Here is a 22,488-nt window from a genome sequence, read left to right as displayed (position 1 = left end):
TGCGTGCGGGGGCGCTAGCCTCCTGCGCATGACGCAAGACTTCAGCATCGAAACCGGCGGAGCCACGCTCTCGGGATACCGCCGCGAGGGAACCGGGACGCCGCTCGTACTGGTCCACGGTTTCGGCGGCTCCCGGCACGACTGGGAGCCGATCGTGGCCGCCCTGCCCGCCGACCTTCCGTTGATCGCCTACGACCAGCGCGGCTTCGGCGATTCCACCGGCGCTCCCGGCGTGCCGTTCTCCCATTCGGACGACCTGCTCGCCCTGCTCGACACCCTCGGCATTGCGCAGGCGGACTTGTGCGGCCTCTCGCTTGGCGGGGGCACCGTGCTGAACTTCGCCCTGAACCACCCGGAGCGCGTGCGGCGGCTGGTCTTGGTCAGCCCGCTCATGCTGGGCTGGTCCTGGAGCGCAGACTGGATCGAGCGCTGGAAAGCGATCGGCCGCGCCGCACGGGACGGCGATATCGCGTCCGCCCGGGAGCTTTGGTGGAATCACCCCCTGTTCGAAACCACGCGCGAAAGCGCCGGATCGCAGCGGCTCCGCGCCGGGATAGAAGCCTTTCACGGCCGCCAATGGATACAGGACGACCAGCGCCCGGAACTGCCCGAGGCCGAGCGGCTGACCGATCTCGCCACGCCGACCCTGCTGCTGACCGGCAGCCGCGACACCGAGGACTTCCGGCTCATGGCCGCCCTGATCGATGCCGCGAGCGAACAGGTGTCCCGGATCGACCATGAAGGTGCCGGCCACCTGCTCAACCTCGAAATTCCCGCCAGGCTGGCGGGGGACATCACCGCCTTCATTCAGAACCGGTAACGGATCTCCAGCCCGTAAGTGCGCGGCTCGCCCACGGCGGCGGCATTGTGGCCCAGCGCTGCGGCCAGCGTCATGCCGCCGACGAAGTAGGCCTTGTCGGTCACGTTCTTGACGAAGAGCGCGGCTGAGAAGTCCGATCCCATGATCCCGTTCCAGTCGAGCCGCCCGTTCACCAGCACATAGCCCGGCAGCTTCGTTCCCGGCGCGATCGAGTTGGCCGCATTGGAGAAGTATTGCGCCGTCTGCCCGTAAAGGTCGCCGCGCAGCGAGACTTCGCCCGCCTCCTCACCCACCGGCAGGAAGACTTGCGCATAGGCCGTGCCGGAGAATTCGGGCGTATCGCCTACCGGACCATAGGAATAGGGCGTACCGAACAGTTCGATGTTTCCGTTCGTAAACGTCGCCTTGGTATAGGCCGCCGAACCGCCCAGTTCGAGCCACGTCGCCGGGCGGAGATTGCCCTGCGCCTCGAAGCCCCAGATGCGTTCCGAAGGCACATTGGCGGTCACCGCAATCGAGGCGAGCCCGCCGGGGCCGTCCGGATCGGGGAACTCCACGCGCTGCACATCCTGCACCCACTGGATGAACACGGCGCTGGCGAAGTTCGCGGGGCGGCCCATCACGTCACCGGCGAACTTCAGGCCGCCTTCGATATCCTGCGTATGTTCGGAATTGAACAGGTTGCCGCCATCGGTAGCCGTCGCGTTGACCGGCGGGGCCGCACCGTTGAAGCCGCCCGAACGGAAGCTGCCGCGCGTCTTGAGATAGGCGAACCACTCCGGCGAAACCTTGTACTCCAGCCCCACTTCCCATGACGGATCGGAGAAGGTCTTCTTCTGGTCCGGCGCGCCGTAAGTATAGGTCGCGCCGGGCAACTGGGCGATCGAGACCCGCTCCCAGGTGTAGCGCAGGCCGCCGGTCAGCTTCAGGTCGGGCAACACGGCATAGGACACCTGGCCGTAGACCGCATTGGTCCGGTTGCGGATGCGGAAGTTGTTGGTGACGTAGCTGGGCGGAATGATCGGCGAGACATCGAAATAGGTCTGCGGCCAGAGCGTGTCGCTGCGCTGCTTCTGGAAGTAATAGCCGAAGATATAGTCCAGCTTGCCGCCCATCGCATCGCCGACCAGTTGCAGTTCCTCGGAGACGGAGCGAACCTTCAGCTGGTTTCCGAATTCGCCCGCAGCGGCATTGGCGGTCAGGATCGTCACGAAAGGCGCGCCGAGCTGCGGCTGTTCGGAGCGGGTTTTCGAATCCGACCAGCCGAAGATGTTGCGCAGCTTGGCGCTGTCGCTCAGGTCGACTTCGGTTGTGTTGGTGAGGAACCAGTCCTTGCCATGGTGGCTGGCCCCGCCGGGATGGCGCGTCTTGTAAGGCCCGATGCGGCGCTGTTCGTTCACGTAGTCGATCAGGCCCGGCGCATAGGCATCCGGATGCGCGGCGAGATAAGCCTCCCACGCGCCCGGTCCGGCGACGGAATCGAGCGTCGGCCCGAACAGCAGCCCTGCCCCGCAGGTCAGCGCGAAGCCGTTGTTGGTCTGGCCGCAGGAATAGACGCTGTAAGTGTAGGACGCACCGGTATTCGTGGCGCGCGTGTTGGTATATTGCAGCATGGTGGTGTTGCTGATCGTGTCGGTGGGCTTCACCGTCAGCGTCACACGGCCACTGTCGCGGCGGATGTCGCCCAGACGCTCGTCGTTGAGCAGGTTGCGGATGTAGCCGTCCTTACGGATCACGTCGAAGGCGCCGCGCAGCAGGATCTTGTCCGCCAGCAGCGGCACGTTCAGCATCCCCTCGCCTTCCCACATGCCGTAATTGCCGACCCGGCCGGTCAACGCCGCCTCCAGCTTGTCGCTGGGCCTGGCCGAATTGTAGAGCACCGCGCCGCCGGTGGCATTGCGGCCGAACAGCGTGCCCTGCGGGCCTTTCAGCACCTGCACGTTCTCGAGATCGTAGAACGAGGAGGCGCTGTTGATCGTCAGCGGCACTTCGTTGAGGTAGGCGATCACCGCCGAGGGCGAACCCGAGAACGTATCCGCCGATTGCCCACGGATCGAATAGGTCAGCGAGTTGTTGCCCTGCGTCTGGCGGATCGTCAGGCCCGGCGCGATGCGTTGCAGGTCGGAATCGGTCTTCACCCCGCGCTCGACCAGATCGGTGGCATTGAGGGCGGTGATCGCCGCCGGCACGGTGGACAGGCTCTCGTCACGCCGCCGCGCGGTGACGACGATATCGCCTTCGTGGATGGTAACGCCGCCCGGCGATGCCTGCTGCGATTGTGCATAGGCGCCGTCCATTCCAGACAGCACCGTTCCAGCCGCCAGCGCGGCCTTCAGCCAGTTCCTCATGGTCCCTCTCCTCCCCGGAAAGCGGCACACCACCGCTTCCAATGCTTCGCCCCGTCTTCGGGGTCTTCAGCCGTCGAGCCGCTCCATCGCCGCGAATGCCGCGGCGCGAGCGTCGAATATCTGCTCCAGATGGTTGACCGGATCGCCCACGGTCACACCGCCTTCCACCGGGATCACCGCGCCGGTCATGTGGCGCGAACGGTCGCTGGCGAGGAACAGCGCCACTTGCGCCACATCCTCCGGCTCTCCGCGCCGCTTGATGAGCTGGTTGGAGAGGTAGACCGCATTCACTCCTTCCTCGATCCGCGCGGCAAGGCCGTTCTCGGCCCCCTTCTCTCCGAACGAGGACAGTTCGGTGCGCACATGGCCCGGCACGATGCAGTTCACCCGGATGCCGTGCCGCGCCAGATCGATGGCGGAGGACTTGGAGAACTGGATCAGCGCCGCCTTCGACGCGCGATAGGTCATCATCGCATGGCCTGCGAGCGTGCCGGCGATGGAGGCATTGTTGAGGATCACGCCGCCCCGTTTTTGACCATTTGGGCCTGCCTTCGCCATGATCCGCGCCGCATTGCGCGTGCCCAGCATGGGCCCAAGCACGTTGACGCGCATCACCCGGTCGAAATCCTCCAGCGTATCGTCCAGAAAGCTGGGAAACGCGCCGCAGGACATGCCCGCATTGTTGAACAGCACGTCGATCCCGCCGAAGCGGGAGACGGCGGCCTCGATCATCGCCTCCACCGCCGCCGGATCGGATACGTCGGTGCGCTGGTAGACCGCCGAAGCGCCCAGCCTTTCCGCCAGCGCCGCGCCTGCCTCGTCGGCGATATCGGCGATGACGACCTTTGCCCCCTCCGCCGCGAACAGTTCCACGGTGGCGCGGCCGATGCCGCTGGCGCCGCCGGTCACGACCGCCACTTTGCCCGCAAGTTCCATCAGCGCGCCTCGAACGTGATCGGCAGCGATTCGATGGTGCGCGTGGCGACGGTGGGCGTGTAGCGGATCGCGCTTTCGGGAATGGCGAGACGCAGGTTCTTCATCTGCCGGACGATCTCCCGCGCGGCCACCTTCACTTCCATGCGCGCCAGCGCCAGCCCAATGCAGCGGTGCGGGCCGCCGCCGAAGGCCACGTGACGGCCGAGATTGGGGCGCGTCAGATCGAACTTGCGCGGCTCCGGGAACACCGTCTCGTCATCGTTGCCCGATCCGTAGACCAGCAGCATATGCGCATGGGCCGGGATCGTCGTGCCGTTCACGGTGACTTCGCGCGTGGTCATGCGGCTGAGCGCGCGCACCGGCGGTTCGGCGCGCAAATGCTCCTCCACGAAGCGACCCAGCTGGCGATCGTCGTCCGCCACGCTCTCCAGCAGTTCGGCCATGCCGGGGCGCGTGGTGAGGACGTAGAACAGGTTGCCGATGGCGGTCGCAGTGGTGTCGTTGCCCGCGATCAGCGTGGCGCGCACCAGCGAGACAGCCTCTGCGAAGGTCAGCTTCTCCTTGCCGCCATCCTCATTGGTAACTTGCGCATGAACCAGATCGGAAAGCATGTCTTCCGACGGGTTCGCCTCGCGCTGCCTCATCTTGGCGATCAGATACTGCTGAAGTTCCGCGATCTGCGCGGCGTTGGCCAGCATCGTCTCGCGGCTCTGCATCGCGCCGATCTGCGCGGTGACCGCGACCGACCAGCGCGAAATCTGCTCCTCCATGCCCTGATCCAGCCCGAGTTGCTCCACGATCACCCGGATGGTCAGCGGGATCGCGATGTCCTTCACACCGTCGCACCGGCCATCGCCGCGCGCCACCACATCGGCGATCACCCCGCGCACCACTTCGGTGATGCGCGGCTCCAGTTCCTTCACGCGGTGCGCGGTGAAGGCCTGCTCCATCAGCTTGCGGATGCGTGTGTGATAGGGCGGATCGGACATGATCGCGTCCGGGAAATAGCCCCCGCCATGCTCTTCGAGGTAAGCCTGAAACTCCTCCCGCATCCCGCGCGCCTGCTGTTCGGAATAGCCGTGCTTCACCGAGAAGGTCACCGGGTCGGACTGGATCTGCGCAATATCCTCGTGCCGCGTCACCAGCCAGGAACCGAGACGCTCGTCATAGTGGATCGGATCGCCGTGGCGCATGACGCGGTAGAACGGGTTCGGCTGCGCCTGGATCGCGGTATCGGCCAGCGAACCGCTGCCCAGCAGCGCCTGCTCTTCGGCGGTGAGTTCCCGCCGCACGCTGATCCGGTCTTCGCTTGCCCCAATTTGCGTTGACGTTGCCATGTTCCCTGTCCCGTGAATTGATGCAGCGGTTCGTGCCGCCTCTTGTCATGTCCTATGGACCGCGCCGCGACGGCCAGCCATGCCCGCCCTCGAACCAAGGCTTGCCCCGAGGGGAAGGATCAGTACCCCGACGCAGGTGCCACGGTGACTTCCAAGCCGTCCAGATCATCGCTCATCCTGATCTGGCAGCCCAGGCGGCTGGTGTCCTTCATGACGTCCGCCACCATGTCGAGCATGGCGAACTCCACCTCGTCCGGCTCACCCACTTCGTCCCACCAGTCCTGCGAAATGTAGACGTGGCAGGTCGCGCAGGCGCAGCCTCCCCCGCAATCGCCCATGATCCCGGCAACCCCGCGCCCACGGCCGAGTTCCATCAGGCTCACGCCCTCATCCACATCGGAAAATTCGTGCTTCACGCCGTCGATGTCGGTCATGGTGACATGAAGGTTGCCCATAAGTCCGGCCCGGTCCTCTTCGTTTGGTTTTCATAGGTGATGCCGCAGCCGGGAGGCCGCGCAAAGCGCTCCCCGTGCCTTGCGACTTGCCCCAGCGGGAAAACCGCCACCACGTAGCCGCCGGGCCTTCCGGTACAGGACAAGCCCTCTGCCCGGCCCGTCATTTGCCGCGCCGCACCTCCCTCCTAACCTGCCTCCCCAAGAGCCACGAGAACACCCGTGGCCAGAAGGAGAAAAACCGTGGGACGGACACTGATCCAGAACGCCACGATATTCGACGGGACGGGCAAAAGCACGATCAAGGGCGACCTTGTGGTCGAGGGCAACCGTATCACCTCAGTCGGCACCGCAACCGTCGCGCAGCCGGACGACATCACGATCGACGCCAGCGGCATGTTCCTGATGCCCGGCATGGTCGAAGGCCACGCGCACCTCTCGTTCGAGAATGTCTGCGCGACCGAGGATCTGATCACCCCCTGTCCCGAAACGCAAGTCTTCACCGCCGCGCGCGGGGCCAAGGCATTGATCGAGGCGGGCTTTACCTCTGCCTACGGTGCGTCCGAAGCGAAGCTGAAACTGGCCGTCGCCGTGCGGGACGAGGTCAACGCCGGCCGTCTGCCCGGCCCGCGCATCCGTGCAGGCGGCCTCGAAATCTCCGTCACCGGCGCGATGGGGGATGAGAGCAAGCTCCACAATCCGCGGATCGGCCCCTCCGCCATCGTCGACGGCGTGGAAGAGATGCGCAAGACCGTGCGCCTCCACTGCCGCGAGGGGATCGACAATGTGAAGCTCGATGTCTCGGGCGATCCGTTCTACCCCGGCACCCCCGGCAACACGACGCCGATGACGTTCGAGGAAGTGCGCGTCGCCGCCGAGACGGCCCATGCCTATGGCCGCAAGATCAACGCCCACACCCGCTCCATCGAAGGCTCCAAGCACTGCGTCCGCGCGGGCGTGGACGGCCTGTTCCACTGCGAATACGTGGACGAGGAGCTGCTGGACATGATGGAGGAGGCGCGGGACCGCATCTTCGTGGTGCCCACCGTCGGCCTCTTCGCGCAGATCATGGCGGGCGAGGCTTCGGCGCATGGCCTCTCCCCCGAACTGGGCGGCTACATGAACATTCCGGATCTGCTGGAAAACTCGGTGAAGACGCATACCGAACTGCGCAAGCGCGGCATCCGCCACCTGATCGGCGGCGACTATGGCTTCGGCTGGAGCCCGCAAGGTACGCAGGGGCGCGACCTCAAATCCTTCGTCGATTTCTACGGCTACGCCCCGGCCGAGGCGCTGGTCTGCGCCACCCGCAACGGCGGCCTCGCCATGGGATACGGCGGCGAACTCGGCACGCTGGCGCCGGGCAAGCTGGCCGACCTGATCCTGGTCGACGGCGATCCGCTTGCGGACATTTCCATCCTCGCCGGGCCGGAAAAGGTCGCCTTCGTGATGAAGGACGGCGCGGTTCAGAAAATCAGCCCTGCCCTCGCAAAACATGCGAGCACGCCGACGCTCGAAGCGGCGGAATAAGGAGCCTCGGAATGAACGTCGCCACCGGAACGCTGCAGCCCGGCGAGGCCCGCTGCCCCGCCGAATCAACGCAGGACATCATCGCCGCCGACCGCAACGCAGCCCCCGCCTGGGCCGCCAGCGAGAGCTACCACTACCTCGGCAGCGAGGACGTTTCCAAGCAGCGCTACACCGATCCCGCCTTCGCCAAAGCGGAGTTCGAGCGGATGTGGACGCGCACCTGGCAGATGGCTTGCCGAGAGGATCACATTCCCGAAGTGGGCGACTATTACGTCTACGACATCGGATCGTACTCCTTCATCGTCACCCGCTGTGACGATGACGAGATCCGCGCCTACTTCAACGCCTGCCTCCATCGCGGCACCAAGCTCAAGCCCTCCGGCACGGCGGGCTTCGCGGCGAGCCTGAAGTGCCCGTTCCATGGCTGGACCTGGAACCTCGACGGATCGCTGAAGGAAATCCCCGAAAAGTGGGACTTCGCCCATGTCGCCACGCGGAAGATGTGCCTGCCCGAAGCACGGGTGGAGCGGCTGGGCGGCTTCGTCTGGGTCAACATGGACCCCGCCGCGCCCAGCCTTGAGGAGTACCTCGGCGCCGAGGCCCTCGCCCATCTCAAGGCGTGGAAGCTGGAGGATCGCTACATCTACCTCCACGTCCAGAAGAGCTATCCGGCCAACTGGAAGCTGACGATGGAGGCCTTCATGGAGGCCTATCACGTCGGCGACACGCACCCGCAAGTCGCGCCCGCCAATGGCGACGTAAACTCGCAGTACGATGTCTACGGCGATCATGTGGACCGCTTCATCTCCACGCTCGGCGTGGTCAGCCCAAAGTTGCGCGACAAGTACAGCGAGGCGGACATCATCGCCAACTTCACGCTGGGCGACAGTTCCTCGCTGGGCGGCAGCAAGCCCGAACTGAAGGCGGGCCAGCGCGCGCGGCAAGTGATGGCGGACATGTTCCGCGACATGTTCGAAACGGCAACGAACACCGATCTCAGCCACGTTTCGGATACCGAACTGCTCGATACCTACAGCTACACATTCTTCCCGAACCTGTTCCTGTTCCCCGGCATCTCGCTGCCGATGATCTACCGTTTCCGCCCCGACGCGCGCGACCATCGCCGCACGATCTACGAAGTGATGTTCATGCGGCCCAAGCCCAAGGACGGCGGCGAGGTAGAGACTGCCGAGGTGGAGATCCTTCAGGATCACCAGTCCTTTGCAGAAGCGCAGGGCATGGACCCCGGTTTCGGCCATATCCTCGATCAGGATACCGACAACCTCTACGCCCAGCAGGAAGGTCTGGAAGCCAGCGCCAAGCCCGGCATCACCCTGGGCGACTATCAGGAAGTGCGCGTGCGCCACTTCGAACAGACCATCGACAAGTACATGGCGCTGCCGCCCTATCAACCTGACTTTAGGGCCCTTCAACGCTGATGACGTTTTCACTATCGGGTCGCACTGTTTTCGTCGCCGGCGCCTCCTCCGGGATCGGCGCCGGTTTCGCGCGCGCCATTTCCTCTGCGGGCGGACGCGTCGTGCTGGGCGCGCGGCGGGTGGACCGCTGCGCCAAGCTGGCGGCGGAAATGGGCGAGGCACTGGCCGTCGAACTGGACGTGACGGACGAGGCTTCGGTGCGCTCCGCCTTCGATGCGGCAGGGGCCCGGTTCGGCACGATCGATGGCGTGATCTGCAATGCCGGTGTCGGCACCGGCGGCCGCTCGACCGACGTGCCGGAAGACGGGCTGCGCCGCGTGCTCGATACCAACCTGCTCGGCGCGATGCTGGTCGCGCGCGAGGCCGGACGGCGGTTGATCGCAGGCGGCAGTCGCGAGCATCAACGCGGGCGCGTGGTGCTGATCGGATCGATCACCGCGCTGCAGAACGGCACCGGCGATGCCCTATATGCGGCCACCAAGGCGGGTCTTGCCCACCTGGGCCGGCAACTGGCGCGCGAATGGGTACGGCAGGGGATCAACGTCAACACCCTGCAACCCGGCTGGATCGCCACCGAGATCAACACCGACTGGTTCGCCAGCGAGCGCGGACAAGCCGATATCGCCGCCCTCCACCGCCGCCGCCTGCTCGATGCCGAGGCGCTGACGCCCACCCTGCTCTACCTGCTTTCCGATGCCTCCGCGCAAGTGACGGGCGCCACATTCACGATCGACGACGGGCAATCGCTATGACGAGCAGAGGCGCCCTCGAAGGGCTTACCGTGATCGAGGTCGCCGAGCGGGTGAGCGGGGAATATACCGGCAAGCTGCTGGCCGATCTCGGCGCCGAAGTGATCAAGATCGAACGCCCCGGCGGCGCTCCGACGCGCGCCATGGGGCCTTTCGCGGCGGGGGAATCGACGCTGTTCGCCTACCTCAATACCAACAAGAAATCGGTCATGCTGAACCTTGCCGATGCCGCGGATCGCAAGGTGCTGGACCGCCTGCTCGCTCGCGCCCATGGCCTGATCGACGATCACAACGCGGGCTGGTGCAGGGCGATGGGCCTCTTGCCCGAAGCGGTCGCCCCCGCGCATCCCGCGCTGGTGCACACGCTGGTCACGCCGTTCGGGCAGGATGCGCCGGAAGGCTGGCAATCCGCCCGCCCGATCAACGTCATCGCCGCTGGCGGCTGGGCCTACCACAGCCCCAGCGAAACGCCTGCCGACAAGCCGCCGCTCAAAGGCGCGGGCCGGTTCCTCTCGGACTACGAAGCCGGGATCGACGCCGCGCTGGCCACGCTCGCCTCGCTGCTGCGCCTGCGCCGCAAAGGTCAGGGCCAGTTCGTCGATATTTCCGAAGTGGAAGTGCAATTGAACCGCATTGACTGCGTGCTGGACCGCATGCTGGCGGGCGAGGCGGAGCCCAGCGACGCGCGCACCGCCTACGACATGGGCGGCCCCGGCACGTCCTTTGCCTGCCGCGACGGGCATGTCTTCCTGCTGATGACCAGCCGCGCGCACTGGAAGGGCCTCTGCGCGCTGATGGGCGATCCGGAGTGGAGGCGGGAACTGCGGGAGGACTGGCTGGAGTTCGATTGTACGCCGCCCAATGTCGCGAAATTCCGCGAACACTTCACAGGCTGGATCGCCCGGCAGGACAAGCATCCGATTACCGAGGCCGCACAGAAAGCGGGTGTCGCCATGGTGCCGGTCCAGACCGCGAATGACCTGCCCCGCCACGAACAGTTCGTCCATCGCGGCTTCTTCCAGCAGGGGGAGCATCCGGCGTTCGGAGACGTCTCCTACCCCACCGCTGCCTACCGCATGAGCGCCACGCCGGTTTCGGTGAAGGCCGCAGCACCCTGTCTCGGCGCCGATCAGGAGGAGATCCTCGATGCCGCTTCCTGACCGGAAAGGCCCCCTCGCCGGCATCCGCGTCGTCGAACTCACCAAAGTCTGGGCCGGTCCTTACGCGGGCAAGCTGCTCGCCCACCTCGGCGCGGAAGTGATCAAGATCGAATCCCGCTCCAACCTCGACGAGATGCGCGCCTATGGCGGCGTGGACATCGACGCCGCGCCCTATTTCCTGTCGATCAATCAGGAGATCCTCTCGGTTCAGGTCAACATGAAGACCGCCGAGGGGCTGGACCTCGTGAAGCGCATGATCGCCGAGGCCGACGTGCTGATCGACAACATCCGCCCCGGCGCGATGGAGCGGTCCGGCCTCGATTACGAAAGCCTCAAGGCGATCAAGCCGGACCTCATCCAGTGCGCGATCAAGATGTGGGGCAGCGACGGCCCGCTGGGCTATCAGACCGGCTACGCCCCCTGCTTCGCCGCGCTCTCCGGCCTCACCGCGCTGGCGGGGCATGAGGGCGAGACCCCCAAGGGCATGAACATCCGCTACGGCGATTCCACCGCCGGCGCGCTTGCCGCACTCGCCTGCGTGGCCGCGCTCCACCACCGCGAGAGCACCGGCGAAGGCCAGTTCATCGACCTGTCGGCGGTGGAGGCGATGACCAGCCTCGTCGGAGACAGCCTCTTCGCCGCCAGCGTCACCGGAGACGTGCCCAAGGCCGACGGTAACCACCACCCGGAGATGGCCCCGCACGGTTTCTACCCCTGCGGCGAGAGCGACTGGACAAGTATCGCGGTGGCGAACGAGGCCGAATGGCGCGCACTCTGCAACACGCTGGGCGCCCCTGCCCTCGCCACCGACCCGCGCTTTACGACGCTGGCAAACCGGCTGACCAACCGCGCCGAACTCGATGCCGAACTCTCCGCGCTCACCCGCCCGCACCACGCCGCAGACCTTGCCGAAAAGCTCAGAAACGCAGGCGTTCCGGCGTTCAAGGCGATGAGTTCGATGGACCTCTGCTCGGACGGTTTCCTCTGGGGCCGCGACGCCTTCCGCATGGTCAGCGATCACCGCAACGGCACCCGTCCGATCATCGGCCCGTCATGGCGGATCAGCCCCGAAGGCCCGCAGGTCGAACGCGGTGCACCACTCCTCGGCGAGCACAATAGCTATGTCTACCGCGAGCTTCTGGGCTTGTCGGAAAGCGAAATGGACGATCTGATAGCCCGCAAAGTGATCGACTGAAGGGTGAATTCTTGAAACTCGCATTCGCGATGCCGCACATGCTCGAACTCAAGGCGACGATGCAGCCATGGGAACTGGCCGTAACCGGCGCGGACCAGACCGCCCTTGCCAAATGGGCGGAAAAGCTGGGGTTCGAGATGATCGCGGTGCCCGAGCATCACGTGATCCCGAAAGCCCACGTCGATCTGTCCGGCCCATTCTACTTCAACGCCTATACCGCGATGAGCCACTTCGCCGGGGCCACAGAGCGGGTGCGGGTCAATTCCTGCATCGCCATCCTGCCCGCGCAGCACCCGATCGTCACCGCCAAGGCGCTGGCGACGATGGACTGGCTTTCTTCCGGCCGCGTGACGATCACGTTCGCAGTCGGCTGGCTGGAGGACGAATTCGCCCTGCTCGGCATCCCCTTCCACGAACGCGGCGCCATGGCGGAGGAATACATCCAGGCGATCCTCGCGCTCTGGACCCAGGAAAACCCGGAATTCGAGGGCAAATACGTCTCCTTCCGCGATGTCGCTTTCGAACCGAAGCCGGTGCAGAAACCGCATATCCCGGTATGGTTCGGCGGCGATGCCGATGCCGTGCTGAAGCGCACCGCGCGCTATGCGCAAGGCTGGTGGCCGTTCCTGACGAAGCCCGAGACGATCCCCGACAGGATCGACTTCATCCGCTCGCAGCCGGACTACAACGGTCAGCTTGCGGACGTGTTCTACGGCATTTCCACAGCGCGCGTCGGTGAGGGGCACAAAGTACAGCACGACCCTTCCGCCCGGCCCGGCCAGACCGGGCAGCAGCTTCTGGACCGGCTTGGCCAACTGGCCGAATGGGGCGTTACCTGGAGCTCGATCCCGATCCCGAATCTGCCGGGAATCGAGGCCTATCGCGATTACACCCAGTGGATCGCCGAGGAGATCATGCCCGGCCTGCGCTGAGCGGTGAATGCGGGGAAAGGATCGCGCGCGCCCCCGCGATCAATCCCCCGCTCGCCTTGACGCAAAGCCCCGCCACACCGAACTGTCCCGGCAAAACAGGGGAGAGACCCGACATGAATCCACCCAGGCCCAAGCCCAAGCTGGACCAGGAAAACACCGCCTTCTGGACCGGCGGTGGCCAAGGACAGCTCAACATCACCCGTTGCGGCGATTGCGGAGAATTCACGCATCCGCCGCGCATTCTGTGCCGCCATTGCCAGTCGGAGAACGTTGCCCCCCACGCCGTTCCCGGAACCGGCACGATCGACAGCTTCACGGTGAACCACCAGCCCTGGGCCAAGGGGCTGGAAGTGCCTTACGTAATCGCCCGCGTGAAGCTGGACGGCGCGCCCGGCGTGTTTCTCACCACCAACATCGTCGGTAGCCCCGTGGAAACCGTGGACTTCGAGGACAAGGTTCGCGTCACCTTCGAGGAACAGGACGGCATATTCTATCCCCTCTTCGAGAAAGTCGCCTGATGGCCAGCAAGGAAGCCTATATCACCGGCGTCGGCCAGTCCGAAGTCGGCGTGCGCCTGCCGCGCCATCCGCTGCTTCTCACGGTCGATGCGGTGCGCGAAGCGCTCGACAATGCCGGGCTCCGGCTCGACCAGATCGACGGCGTCTTCACTTACCCCGGCAAGATGAACGGCTATACCGCCTTCTCCCCGGTCGGCAGCGAAGACCTCATCGAAGTGCTCGGCATCAAGTCGAAGTGGCACATGGGCGCGATGGAACAGCCCGCGCAGCTCTCCGCCATCGGCATGGCGGCCATGGCTGTGAAGCAGGGGGTCTGCCGCCACGTCATCTGCTTCCGCACGGTCTACGAAGCGGGCGGCATGGCCGATCCGGCTCAGTACATGTCCGGCGCGAAGCAGGATACCGTCACCGGGTCCTCGCAGTGGACCAGCCCGTTCTGGGCCACATCGGCAGCCTGCTGGACGGCGCAGTACGCGGCCCGGCACATGCACCGCTACGGCATGACGCGCGAACAGCTCGCCCAGATCGCCATCAACGGTTCGAAGAACGCCATGGCCAACCCGCGCGCCCGGGCGATCACCAAGGAAGAACTGACGCTCGACAAGTACATGTCGGCGCGGATGATCACCACGCCGCTGTGCCTCTACGATTGCGACCGCTTCTCGGACGCTTCCACCGTCGTCATCGTCTCGGCGGGTGACGCGCTGGACGAAGTCACGGCAACGCCGATCCGCATCGCCGCCATGTCCGGTTCGGTGGATCGCTACTCGTGGGATCAGGTCGAGGAATTCGCCGCCTACGAAACCGGCGCCGATCTCTGGACCCGCACCGACTACACGGCGGCCGATGTCGATACCGTGCAGTTCTACGACGGGTTCGCGTTCCTGCCGATCACCTGGCTGGAAGGGCTCGGGTTCTGCCCCAAGGGCGAAGGCGGCCGCTTCATCGAAGGTGGAAAGCGCATCGCGCGCGATGGCGAATTGCCGCTCAACACGTTCGGCGGGCAGCTCGGCGCGGGCCGGCTGCACGGTTTCGGTTTCGCGCACGAGGCCGTGACCCAGCTTCGCGGCGCAGCCGGCGAACGGCAGATCGGCGGCGACCCCAAGCTCGCGGTCGCCACCTCGGGCGGCGGCCCGATGGCGGCAGCGCTGCTGCTGGCGCGCGATTGACTTGTAGACTCCGACCTCGCGGGCTCTCCTCCTGCGAGGTCGGGGATGTCCTGCGGGGGCGAGACCGGCAACTTGCCGAAGCACGCTAGAACCGAAACTCAGCCGATCGAGGCCAGCGCCGGTTCCTTTTCACCTACAGGCTTGCGGGTGCGGTGCCGCTTGAGCCCGATCAGGGGGCGCAGCGGGCCGATTTCGCGCCCGAGGAGATAGAACAGCCAGGAACCGCCCGCCACGGTGAGGCAGAGAGTCAGGAATTCCGGAAGCGCGGTCAGTCCCATGTCGCGCAGGCCGTAGCTCACGAAGACCATCACCGTCTGGTGCGCGATGTAGATCGGGAAGACCGCTTCCACCAGCGTCACGCGCCAGCGGCTGTCGAAGTTCCAGAACCGGTCGGCAATGCCGAACAGCGCGATCACGGTGCCCCAGCATTGCATCGACTTGGCGAAGGAAAGCGGCTGCTCCCAGGCAGCCGGGGTCGGAATATTTCCCGGATAGAGCAGCGAATCCCGGATCACCCACGCATAGCCCGCGATCCCCAGCACCAGCGCCACTTTCCACTGCCGCGCTATCGCCTGCTGGATCGGCACCGATCCGCGAAGCAGGAAGCCGAACAGGAACATCCCGCCGTAATGCAGATGCGCGGCCCGATCCTGCAGCAGGTTGTGGATGTCGGTCCAGCCATAAGGGATCAGGCGGACAAGGAAGATCAGGCCGATGCCCACCGGAAGCAGGGCCGGACCGGACAGCACGCGCTCCGCGGCCTTTTGCAGCTTGGCACGCCATGCATCGGGCAAGGCCATCAGGGCGAAGCAGAGCAGGAGCGTGTAGACCAGCAGGTAGATCACGAACCACATGTGCATCGTCGCAGGAAGGCTTTCATAGCCCACCTTCCGGAAGCTGAAGGCGTCGTGCAGCAGGAAATAGCCGTAGCCATGCGCGTAGCCGCTGTTGATCAGCCCCATGTAGGGCTGCGGCGGCACCACCACGGTCAACCCGAACAGCAGCGGAATGCCAAGGCGCAGCACCCTGCTTTTCAGGAAAACGCGGTTGTTGCCGTCCTTCTTGAGTAGCGCCGCGCTGGCATAGCCGGAGATCGCGAAAAGCAGCGCCAGACGCCATGCGCTCAGGCCGAGCAGCGGGATCTCGGCCCACGCCACGACACCGCGCGTGGGGGTCTGATAGCCCCACGGCGTGAACGAAAAGCCGACGTGATAGAAGATCAGCAGAACAAACGCGCCGACGCGCAGCCAATCCATTCCATAGTGGCGTTGCGACGGGACGGGCTTCATCATTCTCCGGTGGGGTGGGCGGATCCGCCAGTGCGGAAGCACGGCCCACTTAGGGATTTCGCCCGTTTTCCGCAATAACGGGGTTGTATCAGGTCGTCGCAGGGGCATTGCCGGGCGACCGATCCGGATCGGGGCGGATTGTGCTTGGGGGGTCTGCGCAGCCCTCCCATGATGGCCGGATGCCACCTCCTTCGCGCCCCACCATGGACGATGTCGCCCGGCTCGCAGGGGTTTCGCGCAAGACCGTCAGCCGCCTGGTGAACAGCTCTGCAACCATCAGCGAACATACGCGCGGCCTTATCGAGGCGGCGATGGCGGAACTGGGCTTCGCGCATCGCCAACCGGCCAGCGCAGGGCTTCGCCCCGCGCTCATCGTCCTACTGCACGACGGCTCGGACCCCGCCCTTGCCAGCGTGATGGAAACCGAACTTCTCACACAACTTCAGGACGGTGGCCCGGCCCTGGCCGTCCATCTGCTCGCCGCCGATCCCGCACAGCGATTGCAGCGGTTCCTGGCCGCTCACCGCCCGAGCGGCGCGATCCTGCTGCCGCCGCTCTCGTCCGATCCCGCCCTTGCCCAAATGTGCGCAGCGGCGGGCGTGCCCTGCTCCCGGCCCGGCGAACCCGGCCTTGCCTGTGACGACCGCGCGGCGATGGCCGAACTCGTGCACTGGCTGGCGGCCGAAGGGCATCGCCGCATCGGCCTTGTCGCCGGACCGGAAACCTCGCCCGGACCGCGCCTGCGCGAACAGGGCTACCTCGATGCCATGGCGGACCGGGGCGGAAGGGGGCCGCCCCTCGTCGTTTCCGGGAACGGCACTTTCGAATCGGGGATCGAGGCGGGCCTGCTCCTGCTCGACGTCAGCCCCCGCCCCAGCGCGATCGTCTGCTGCAACGACGAGATGGCGGCCGGCGTTCTCCATGCCGCCGCGCGAACCGGAACTTCGGTGCCGGGTGAACTCTCGGTCGTGGGGTTCGGCGATACGCCGCTGGCGGCCCGGACCCTGCCGCCACTCACATCGATGCGCGTCCCCTGGGCCGCCATCGCGCGAGAGGCGCTCACCCGGATCACGGACGGAGCAATCGCCCGCCACACCTTCGCGGCCGACCTCAGCCTGCGCGGCTCGGTCAGCCGCTACACCGGGGAAGGCATCGGCTCCGATCCCCTCATTCCGCCCGGGCGCGCAGCGCATTTCCCTGGCCGAGTTCCTCCAGCGTGAAGCCGTTGCCCGGCATGCATTGCTGCACCTCGATCACGTTGCCCTCGGGATCGTAGCCGTAGATCGTGCTTACATGGCCCACGTCAACGAAATCCCGGTCGCCGAAGGTCATGCCGCAGGCCTTCAGGTGGAGAATGTCCGATTCGATATCGGTCACATCGATGCAGAAATGCGTATAGCCGCGATCGTTGGGCCTGAGCGGCCGGGCGATGTCGGAAGGCGGAGCGGAATACTCGAACAGTTCGAGATAGCACTGCCCCGCCCGCAACATCACGCCCTTCGCCGCCGATCCGGCCACATCGACGATGCGGTCCATCACCGGCTCGTCCGCCCAGCCGAACCCTTCGTCCACCGGCGCGAAACCGAAGGCTTCGCAGTAGAAACGCGTCATTCGCGCAAGGTCGCGGCAGTTCACGCCGACATGATGGATGCCCCGGATCATCGCCTCTTCCCGATCGATTGAGGCGGCATTATCGGCGCCCGGTGGCCGGCGAACAACCGCGCCAGCTTGACCGGGAGGGAGCATCGCCGTTGGCGAAACGGCAATGAATGATGCCACCCGGCGACCATTCAAGACCCTATGCTTAGTATTCCTTTTACCTTAAGTGCTTACCCCTAAGCCAAGCTCCCGTAACGGAGCGCGACCCTCTTCCCCCCGAGGTTCCCGCCTTTTGGATCACGCCGTCATCCAGTCTCGCACGATCCCCGCGCCCGGCGCTGCCCGCATGATCGCAAGCGATCCGGCGCAGCTATACGCGCAGGCAGCGGCACTGACATCGATCGGCGCCTGGTCCTGCGATCTGCGGACGCAAGAGCTTTCCTGGACGGAAGGTGTGTTCCAGATCTTCGGCGCCCCGCTCCACCGCCAGATGGACCGCCGCGAAACGCTTGAATTCTACGCCGAGGATTCGCGCGCCACGCTCGAGCGGCTACGCTCGCAGGCCATTGCCGCGCGTTCCGGATTCTCGATGGAAGCGCAGATCAGGCGCGCCGACGGCGAACTGCGCTGGATGCGCCTGACCGCGGCAACCCGTGTCGAGAACGGCCGCCCCGTCAGCCTCTACGGCATGAAGCAGGACATCACCGAGGAACGCCTGCGCTGGGAACGGCTTCGCCAGATGGCCGAGAATGACGCGCTGACCGGCCTTTCCAACCGCGCCCGTTTCCAGTCCGAATTCCTCGACCGGCCCGCCGGCGACGACAGCCTTTCGGACATCGGCGCCATCGTGCTGTTCGACATGAACGCCTTCAAGGCCGTCAATGACAGGTGGGGCCATGCCGCCGGCGATGCCTGCCTGACCGGCTTCGCCCGCCGGCTGCGCGCCACGTTCCCCGAAGCCCGGCTTATCGCCCGCATCGGGGGTGACGAATTCGCGATGATCCTGGGCCGCACGGGATCGCGGATGGGGCTCGAGATATGCGTGCGGCACCGCATGAGCGCCCTGGCCTCTCCCGTGATCTGGCAGGAACGCTACCTCCCGCTTGGCGCCTGCGCGGGCATGGCCTTCCCCGACCGCGCCGGAGGCGTCGATCCGGAAGCCCTGTTCCACCGGGCCGACGCGGCGCTTTACGAGGCGAAACGGCGCGGCGGCAACGTGGTCTGCACCGCGCCTTAACCCCGCTTACTGTCCGTCAGGCTCGACCCATGTGGTGCGGGTGACGCGGGGCGAGAGGTATTTCGTCGCCGTCCAGCCGCCATCGACGACGATCGACTGGCCATTGATCATCTCGCTGCCGGGAAGGCAGAGAAACGCGATCACCGAAGCGATATCCCCGGGCTGGGCAAGCCGCGGATAGGGCGTGGTTTCGACATTGGCGCGCTTGAAGCCCTCATCCTCGAAACGGTGGCGCACCATGTCGGTCATCGTCACCCCCGGCGCCACGCAGTTCGAGCGGATGCCGCGCGGTCCGTATTCGCAGGCCATGTGTTCGGTCAGCGACTTGAGACCGCCCTTCGCCGCCGAGTAGGCGCCGCCACGCCGCCCGCCGATATGCGCGAAAGTGCTGGTGACGTTCACCACGCTCGCGCCCTGCGATAGGTGTGGGATCACATCGCGGCACAGGCGGAACGGGGCCACCAGCATGATGTCGAGGAAATCGTCCAGCGTTTCATCGTCGGTTTCGTCCAGCGGCTTCGGACTGCCGACACCGGCATTGTTCACCAGCGCATCGATCCGGCCGAACCGGTCCAGCGTGGCCTGCACGATCCGCGCGGGCGCGGCCGGGTCGGTAAGGTCCGCCGATATCGCCAGCACATGGTCGGGATTGCCGATCTCTGCCTCCAGCGTGGCCAGCTTGTCCTTGCTGCGACCGACGCCGACGATGGCGAAGCCTTCGCCATGGAGTATCTTTGCGGTTTCAAGGCCGATGCCGCTGCCTGCCCCGGTGATGATGGCCGTCTTCATCTCGCCCAGTCCCTTTTTCATGTGTCCGTTGCGCCCGCGCTAACCGGCTTTGGCGGGCGGGATAAGCCCTGACTTGAGCGGCAGGCCGCCTTGATCGTCGCTGCGATAAGCGCCGCCCCCCGCCTTGGCCCGCCTCTCCGCTCTGACTAGGTTCGGACGATGAGCAACAACGACAAGAGCGCCGCCAAGGCGGCATTGGCCGGCATCCGCGTGATCGACATGAGCCGCGTCTTCGCCGCCCCCGTGGGCGCGCAGATCCTCGGAGACCTCGGCGCCGACGTCATCAAGATCGAGCGCCCCGGCGTGGGGGACGACGGGCGCGGCTACGGCTTCTCGTGGGTGCCCGGCAAGGACGGGATCGAGACCCGCCATTCCAGCTTCTTCACCGTGTCCAACCGCAACAAGCGCTCCATCACGCTCAACCATTCCAAGCCGGAAGGTCAGGCCATCCTCAAGGAGCTGGTGAAGACTGCGGATGTCCTGATCGAGAATTACAAGGTGGGCGATCTGGCGCGCTTCGGCCTCGATTACGAGAGCCTGAAGGCCATCAACCCGCGCCTGATCTACTGCTCGGTGACCGGCTTCGGCCAGACCGGCCCGATGGCGGCGCGGCCCGGCTATGACGGGCTGTTCCAGGCCACCGGGGGCATGATGGCCGTCACCGGCCTTCCTGAAGGCCAGCCCGGCGGCGGCCCGCTCAAGACCGGACCCAGCCTCGTCGATTTCGTGACCGGCCACAACACCGCCCTCGCCATCCTCGGCGCACTGCAATACCGCAATCGAACTGGCGAGGGCCAGTTCATCGACATCGCCCTGCTCGACAGTTCGGTGGCGATGGTCAGCCATATCATGCAGGATTACCTCATCAGCGGCCAGGCCCCTCCCCGCCTCGGCAACGGCGGCAACGGCGGCGGCCCGGCAGACCTGATGCGCTGCGCCGACGGCATCATCTACCTCACCGCCGGCACCGACGAGCACTATCGCCGCCTGACCGTGTTGATGGAACAGCCCGAACTCTTCACCGACCCGCGCTTCGACAGCAACCTGAAGCGCGGCAAGACCAATCGCGCCGAACTGATGGACCTCATCAACGCCTGGAGCGCGGGCTTCACCGTCACCCGGATGCAAGACATGCTCGACGGCGTCGGCATTCCCGCCGCGCGCTACAACGAACTGGCGGACGTGTGGGAGGATGAGCAGGTCAAGCACCGAAACTTGCGCGCCACCACGCCGCACGCCTGGGCCGAAAGCGGTTCGGTGGACCTCATCGCCAGCCCGCTCGCCCAGATGTCGGCCAGCCCGGCAACCATCCGCATGGCCCCGCCCATGCTGGGCGAACATACCGCCGAAGTGCTGGCGGAGATCGGTATCGATGAAGCGAGGATGGCGGAATTGCGAGAAGTGGGCGCGATCTGAGGGCTTGCTGGGTAGACGCCTGCCCAACGCTCAAACTCCGTCGCCCAGGCTGGGGCCCGCGGCCTTTTGCCGCGCCGCCTCCGTAGGAATAGCGGAATCCCCGCCGACGCAAGGATGGCGAAGATGGTTGTTGCAAAGGCAAGGTGCCGTCCGCGCAGTTCCTCATTCTGAACTTGTTTCGGGATCCATCCCACCGAAAGCTTCGCCGCCAAATCGCCCAAACCGAGGGCAAGTCTCCCTGCCCAACAACAAACATGGGTCTAGACATGGATCCTGACAAAAGTTCAGGATGACAACGTGGAGGCCGGTTGCGAAATAGGCGTCTCACCGGCTCAGATCGGCAGATAGCTGCCCATCGCCTTCGGTATAGCGCATCGCCGACAAAGGAGATTTCCTGCCATTCCGGACACGCCCCATGCCGGATATACAAACTCTCATCTCCGCGTCAGTCGAGCACCATTCGGCTAACCCAAATTCTACATATGATCTTTATTCGATCGTCTTTGACGAGTGCAGTTATGTGTGGGGGAATGGAACAAACCGAATTGGAGCATGGAACCATTGCTGTTAGCTAGAGTCGGAATCAATATCATCATGGGGTAATGGCAATGCTGGTGTGTTGGGGGCGTCGATCGAAACTGGTCAAGGCGTTGGGGCTCTTTGCGCTTTTGACGACCCTAACGGCAGGGCGATTGCCGCTGCAATCTGCACGATCCGTGCTCGTGCCAATGGAAACCAATTCCCCGGTTGGTACGCCATTTAAGATCAAGGTAGGGGAATCTATCGCTTCTAGCCGGTTTATGCGTTGGAATTTGGGCCGCCTTGATCGTAAAATAACCGTCTCGATCGATAGGTTCGTCCAAGACGTTGGTGCAGATCTCGATTTGGAAGGATTTGCTGCCACGGGGGCCTCCGCGAAGCGAACTGGGCTTAATAGCGACCACTATTATTGTTCTGCGGAGATCAAGGCCCACAACGATCTGTCATACCAGCTGGTCGCTAGCGTCTTCTCAAATGTGGAACAGTATGTGCGTTTCTGCTTTGCTGACGAGAACGCCGACGGACTGCTCGACCATGTTTTTCTTGGGGGGGCGAAGTCCAAGGAATTGCAAGCCGCTCGCGAGATCGAGCCAGTGCCGTTCCATACGCTGGAACTCACTCCAGACGCAGAAGGGAAGCAATTCCATCTCACGCTTAAGCGGATCGAGGCTGACCGCAACAATCTCCTGATCTATCTACGCCCTATGCGCGACGGAAAGGAAACGTCGTGGGGTAAGTTTAGTTTATGGGATGTCAGGACCGGCGCCGAGAGCCCCTTCAAAGATAAACTGAACGTCGCATATGGAACAGGTAAGCCTATTCCACTGCTTAATGTTGCGGGATACGACCTGGCCGTGATGAGCGTCGACCCCGAAGCCGGGGAGGTGACCTTCATGCTGAACAGAATTAGCGAACCAATGTACTATCAAAGCACTCAGCCTGAATTTAATATGATTTTTATTTATATCTAATTTTCCGAGGATTGATCATCCAATTGGGTTTTGGCTCCAGACGATTTTCACCGCAGTTCTGG

General features: G+C 64.9%; 20 protein-coding genes. 13 read left to right on the top strand and 7 right to left on the bottom strand.

Translation table 11 applies throughout. From position 1 onward, the window contains the following. Positions 1-28 precede the first annotated feature (28 nt). A complete protein-coding gene (locus ACXJ16_RS02505) occupies positions 29-820 on the top strand; it encodes an alpha/beta fold hydrolase (protein ID WP_463921166.1) in 792 nt (263 codons plus the stop codon). Here the strand turns inward: ACXJ16_RS02505 and ACXJ16_RS02500 are convergent. From ACXJ16_RS02500 to ACXJ16_RS02485, 4 genes are all read right to left on the bottom strand, one after another. Continuing rightward, positions 808-3,168 carry a TonB-dependent receptor gene (locus ACXJ16_RS02500; RefSeq protein WP_463921165.1) on the bottom strand — a complete coding sequence of 787 codons (2,361 nt, stop codon included), beginning with the start codon at positions 3,166-3,168 and terminating at the stop codon, positions 808-810. The genes ACXJ16_RS02505 and ACXJ16_RS02500 overlap by 13 nt on opposite strands. A 66-nt stretch (positions 3,169-3,234) precedes the next feature. Then, positions 3,235-4,104 (bottom strand): SDR family NAD(P)-dependent oxidoreductase, encoded by an 870-nt coding sequence (locus tag ACXJ16_RS02495; protein WP_454797412.1) that lies wholly within the window; start codon positions 4,102-4,104, stop codon positions 3,235-3,237. Continuing rightward, complete coding sequence (locus ACXJ16_RS02490; protein WP_463921163.1) at positions 4,104-5,441, bottom strand: cytochrome P450; 1,338 nt, start codon at positions 5,439-5,441, stop codon at positions 4,104-4,106. Before ACXJ16_RS02490 ends, ACXJ16_RS02495 begins: the two co-directional genes overlap by 1 nt. 119 nt (positions 5,442-5,560) lie before the next feature. Beyond that, positions 5,561-5,875 (bottom strand): 2Fe-2S iron-sulfur cluster-binding protein, encoded by a 315-nt coding sequence (locus ACXJ16_RS02485; RefSeq protein WP_054440888.1) that lies wholly within the window; start codon positions 5,873-5,875, stop codon positions 5,561-5,563. 261 nt (positions 5,876-6,136) lie between these two features. On the opposite strand from ACXJ16_RS02485, the gene ACXJ16_RS02480 reads away from it, so the two are divergent. The 8 genes from ACXJ16_RS02480 to ACXJ16_RS02445 all read left to right on the top strand — a co-directional run bounded on the left by ACXJ16_RS02480 (position 6,137) and on the right by ACXJ16_RS02445 (position 14,585). After that, on the top strand, positions 6,137-7,423 hold the full coding sequence (locus ACXJ16_RS02480; RefSeq protein ID WP_463921162.1) for a metal-dependent hydrolase family protein: 1,287 nt from the start codon (positions 6,137-6,139) through the stop codon (positions 7,421-7,423). 11 nt (positions 7,424-7,434) lie between these two features. Further along, entirely contained in the window at positions 7,435-8,862 is a 1,428-nt protein-coding gene (locus ACXJ16_RS02475) for an aromatic ring-hydroxylating oxygenase subunit alpha (RefSeq protein ID WP_463921160.1), read from the top strand. Next, positions 8,862-9,614 carry an SDR family NAD(P)-dependent oxidoreductase gene (locus ACXJ16_RS02470; RefSeq protein ID WP_463921159.1) on the top strand — a complete coding sequence of 251 codons (753 nt, stop codon included), beginning with the start codon at positions 8,862-8,864 and terminating at the stop codon, positions 9,612-9,614. Before ACXJ16_RS02475 ends, ACXJ16_RS02470 begins: the two co-directional genes overlap by 1 nt. Further along, the gene (locus ACXJ16_RS02465) at positions 9,611-10,771 is read left to right on the top strand and encodes a CaiB/BaiF CoA transferase family protein (protein ID WP_463921158.1); all 1,161 of its coding nucleotides are present in this window, start codon (positions 9,611-9,613) and stop codon (positions 10,769-10,771) included. Before ACXJ16_RS02470 ends, ACXJ16_RS02465 begins: the two co-directional genes overlap by 4 nt. Continuing rightward, positions 10,758-11,966: a CaiB/BaiF CoA transferase family protein gene (locus tag ACXJ16_RS02460; protein ID WP_463921156.1), complete on the top strand. Its 1,209-nt coding sequence runs from the start codon at positions 10,758-10,760 to the stop codon at positions 11,964-11,966. The genes ACXJ16_RS02465 and ACXJ16_RS02460 overlap by 14 nt, the downstream gene beginning before the upstream one ends. An 11-nt stretch (positions 11,967-11,977) precedes the next feature. After that, entirely contained in the window at positions 11,978-12,898 is a 921-nt protein-coding gene (locus ACXJ16_RS02455) for a TIGR03619 family F420-dependent LLM class oxidoreductase (RefSeq protein ID WP_463921155.1), read from the top strand. 113 nt (positions 12,899-13,011) lie between these two features. Then, the gene (locus ACXJ16_RS02450) at positions 13,012-13,416 is read left to right on the top strand and encodes a Zn-ribbon domain-containing OB-fold protein (RefSeq protein ID WP_054440887.1); all 405 of its coding nucleotides are present in this window, start codon (positions 13,012-13,014) and stop codon (positions 13,414-13,416) included. Then, the gene (locus ACXJ16_RS02445; RefSeq protein ID WP_454797421.1) at positions 13,416-14,585 is read left to right on the top strand and encodes a thiolase family protein; all 1,170 of its coding nucleotides are present in this window, start codon (positions 13,416-13,418) and stop codon (positions 14,583-14,585) included. Before ACXJ16_RS02450 ends, ACXJ16_RS02445 begins: the two co-directional genes overlap by 1 nt. A gap of 98 nt (positions 14,586-14,683) precedes the next feature. Here the strand turns inward: ACXJ16_RS02445 and ACXJ16_RS02440 are convergent, their stop codons facing one another. Further along, entirely contained in the window at positions 14,684-15,877 is a 1,194-nt protein-coding gene (locus tag ACXJ16_RS02440) for an acyltransferase family protein (RefSeq protein ID WP_324695980.1), read from the bottom strand. A gap of 176 nt (positions 15,878-16,053) precedes the next feature. Between ACXJ16_RS02440 and ACXJ16_RS02435 the strand changes: the two genes are divergently transcribed. Beyond that, positions 16,054-17,094: a substrate-binding domain-containing protein gene (locus ACXJ16_RS02435; RefSeq protein ID WP_324695982.1), complete on the top strand. Its 1,041-nt coding sequence runs from the start codon at positions 16,054-16,056 to the stop codon at positions 17,092-17,094. Here ACXJ16_RS02435 and ACXJ16_RS02430 read toward each other — a convergent pair. Beyond that, entirely contained in the window at positions 17,042-17,536 is a 495-nt protein-coding gene (locus tag ACXJ16_RS02430; protein ID WP_185997042.1) for a VOC family protein, read from the bottom strand. The genes ACXJ16_RS02435 and ACXJ16_RS02430 overlap by 53 nt on opposite strands. Positions 17,537-17,765: 229 nt before the next feature. On the opposite strand from ACXJ16_RS02430, the gene ACXJ16_RS02425 reads away from it, so the two are divergent. Further along, positions 17,766-18,710 (top strand): GGDEF domain-containing protein, encoded by a 945-nt coding sequence (locus ACXJ16_RS02425; RefSeq protein WP_463921154.1) that lies wholly within the window; start codon positions 17,766-17,768, stop codon positions 18,708-18,710. A gap of 6 nt (positions 18,711-18,716) precedes the next feature. Here the strand turns inward: ACXJ16_RS02425 and ACXJ16_RS02420 are convergent, their stop codons facing one another. Further along, positions 18,717-19,520 carry an SDR family NAD(P)-dependent oxidoreductase gene (locus ACXJ16_RS02420; protein WP_463921152.1) on the bottom strand — a complete coding sequence of 268 codons (804 nt, stop codon included), beginning with the start codon at positions 19,518-19,520 and terminating at the stop codon, positions 18,717-18,719. Positions 19,521-19,658: 138 nt separating this feature from the next. Between ACXJ16_RS02420 and ACXJ16_RS02415 the strand changes: the two genes are divergently transcribed. Further along, positions 19,659-20,915: a CaiB/BaiF CoA transferase family protein gene (locus tag ACXJ16_RS02415; RefSeq protein ID WP_463921151.1), complete on the top strand. Its 1,257-nt coding sequence runs from the start codon at positions 19,659-19,661 to the stop codon at positions 20,913-20,915. Positions 20,916-21,643: 728 nt separating this feature from the next. Beyond that, positions 21,644-22,426, top strand: coding sequence for a hypothetical protein (locus ACXJ16_RS02410; protein WP_463921150.1), 783 nt, complete (start codon positions 21,644-21,646; stop codon positions 22,424-22,426). Positions 22,427-22,488 lie beyond the last annotated feature (62 nt).

Source organism: Novosphingobium sp. TK71, assembly GCF_055361505.1.
The sequence above is the reverse complement of the archived record's forward strand: the minus strand, read 5'-3'. Positions and strand labels throughout refer to the sequence as shown.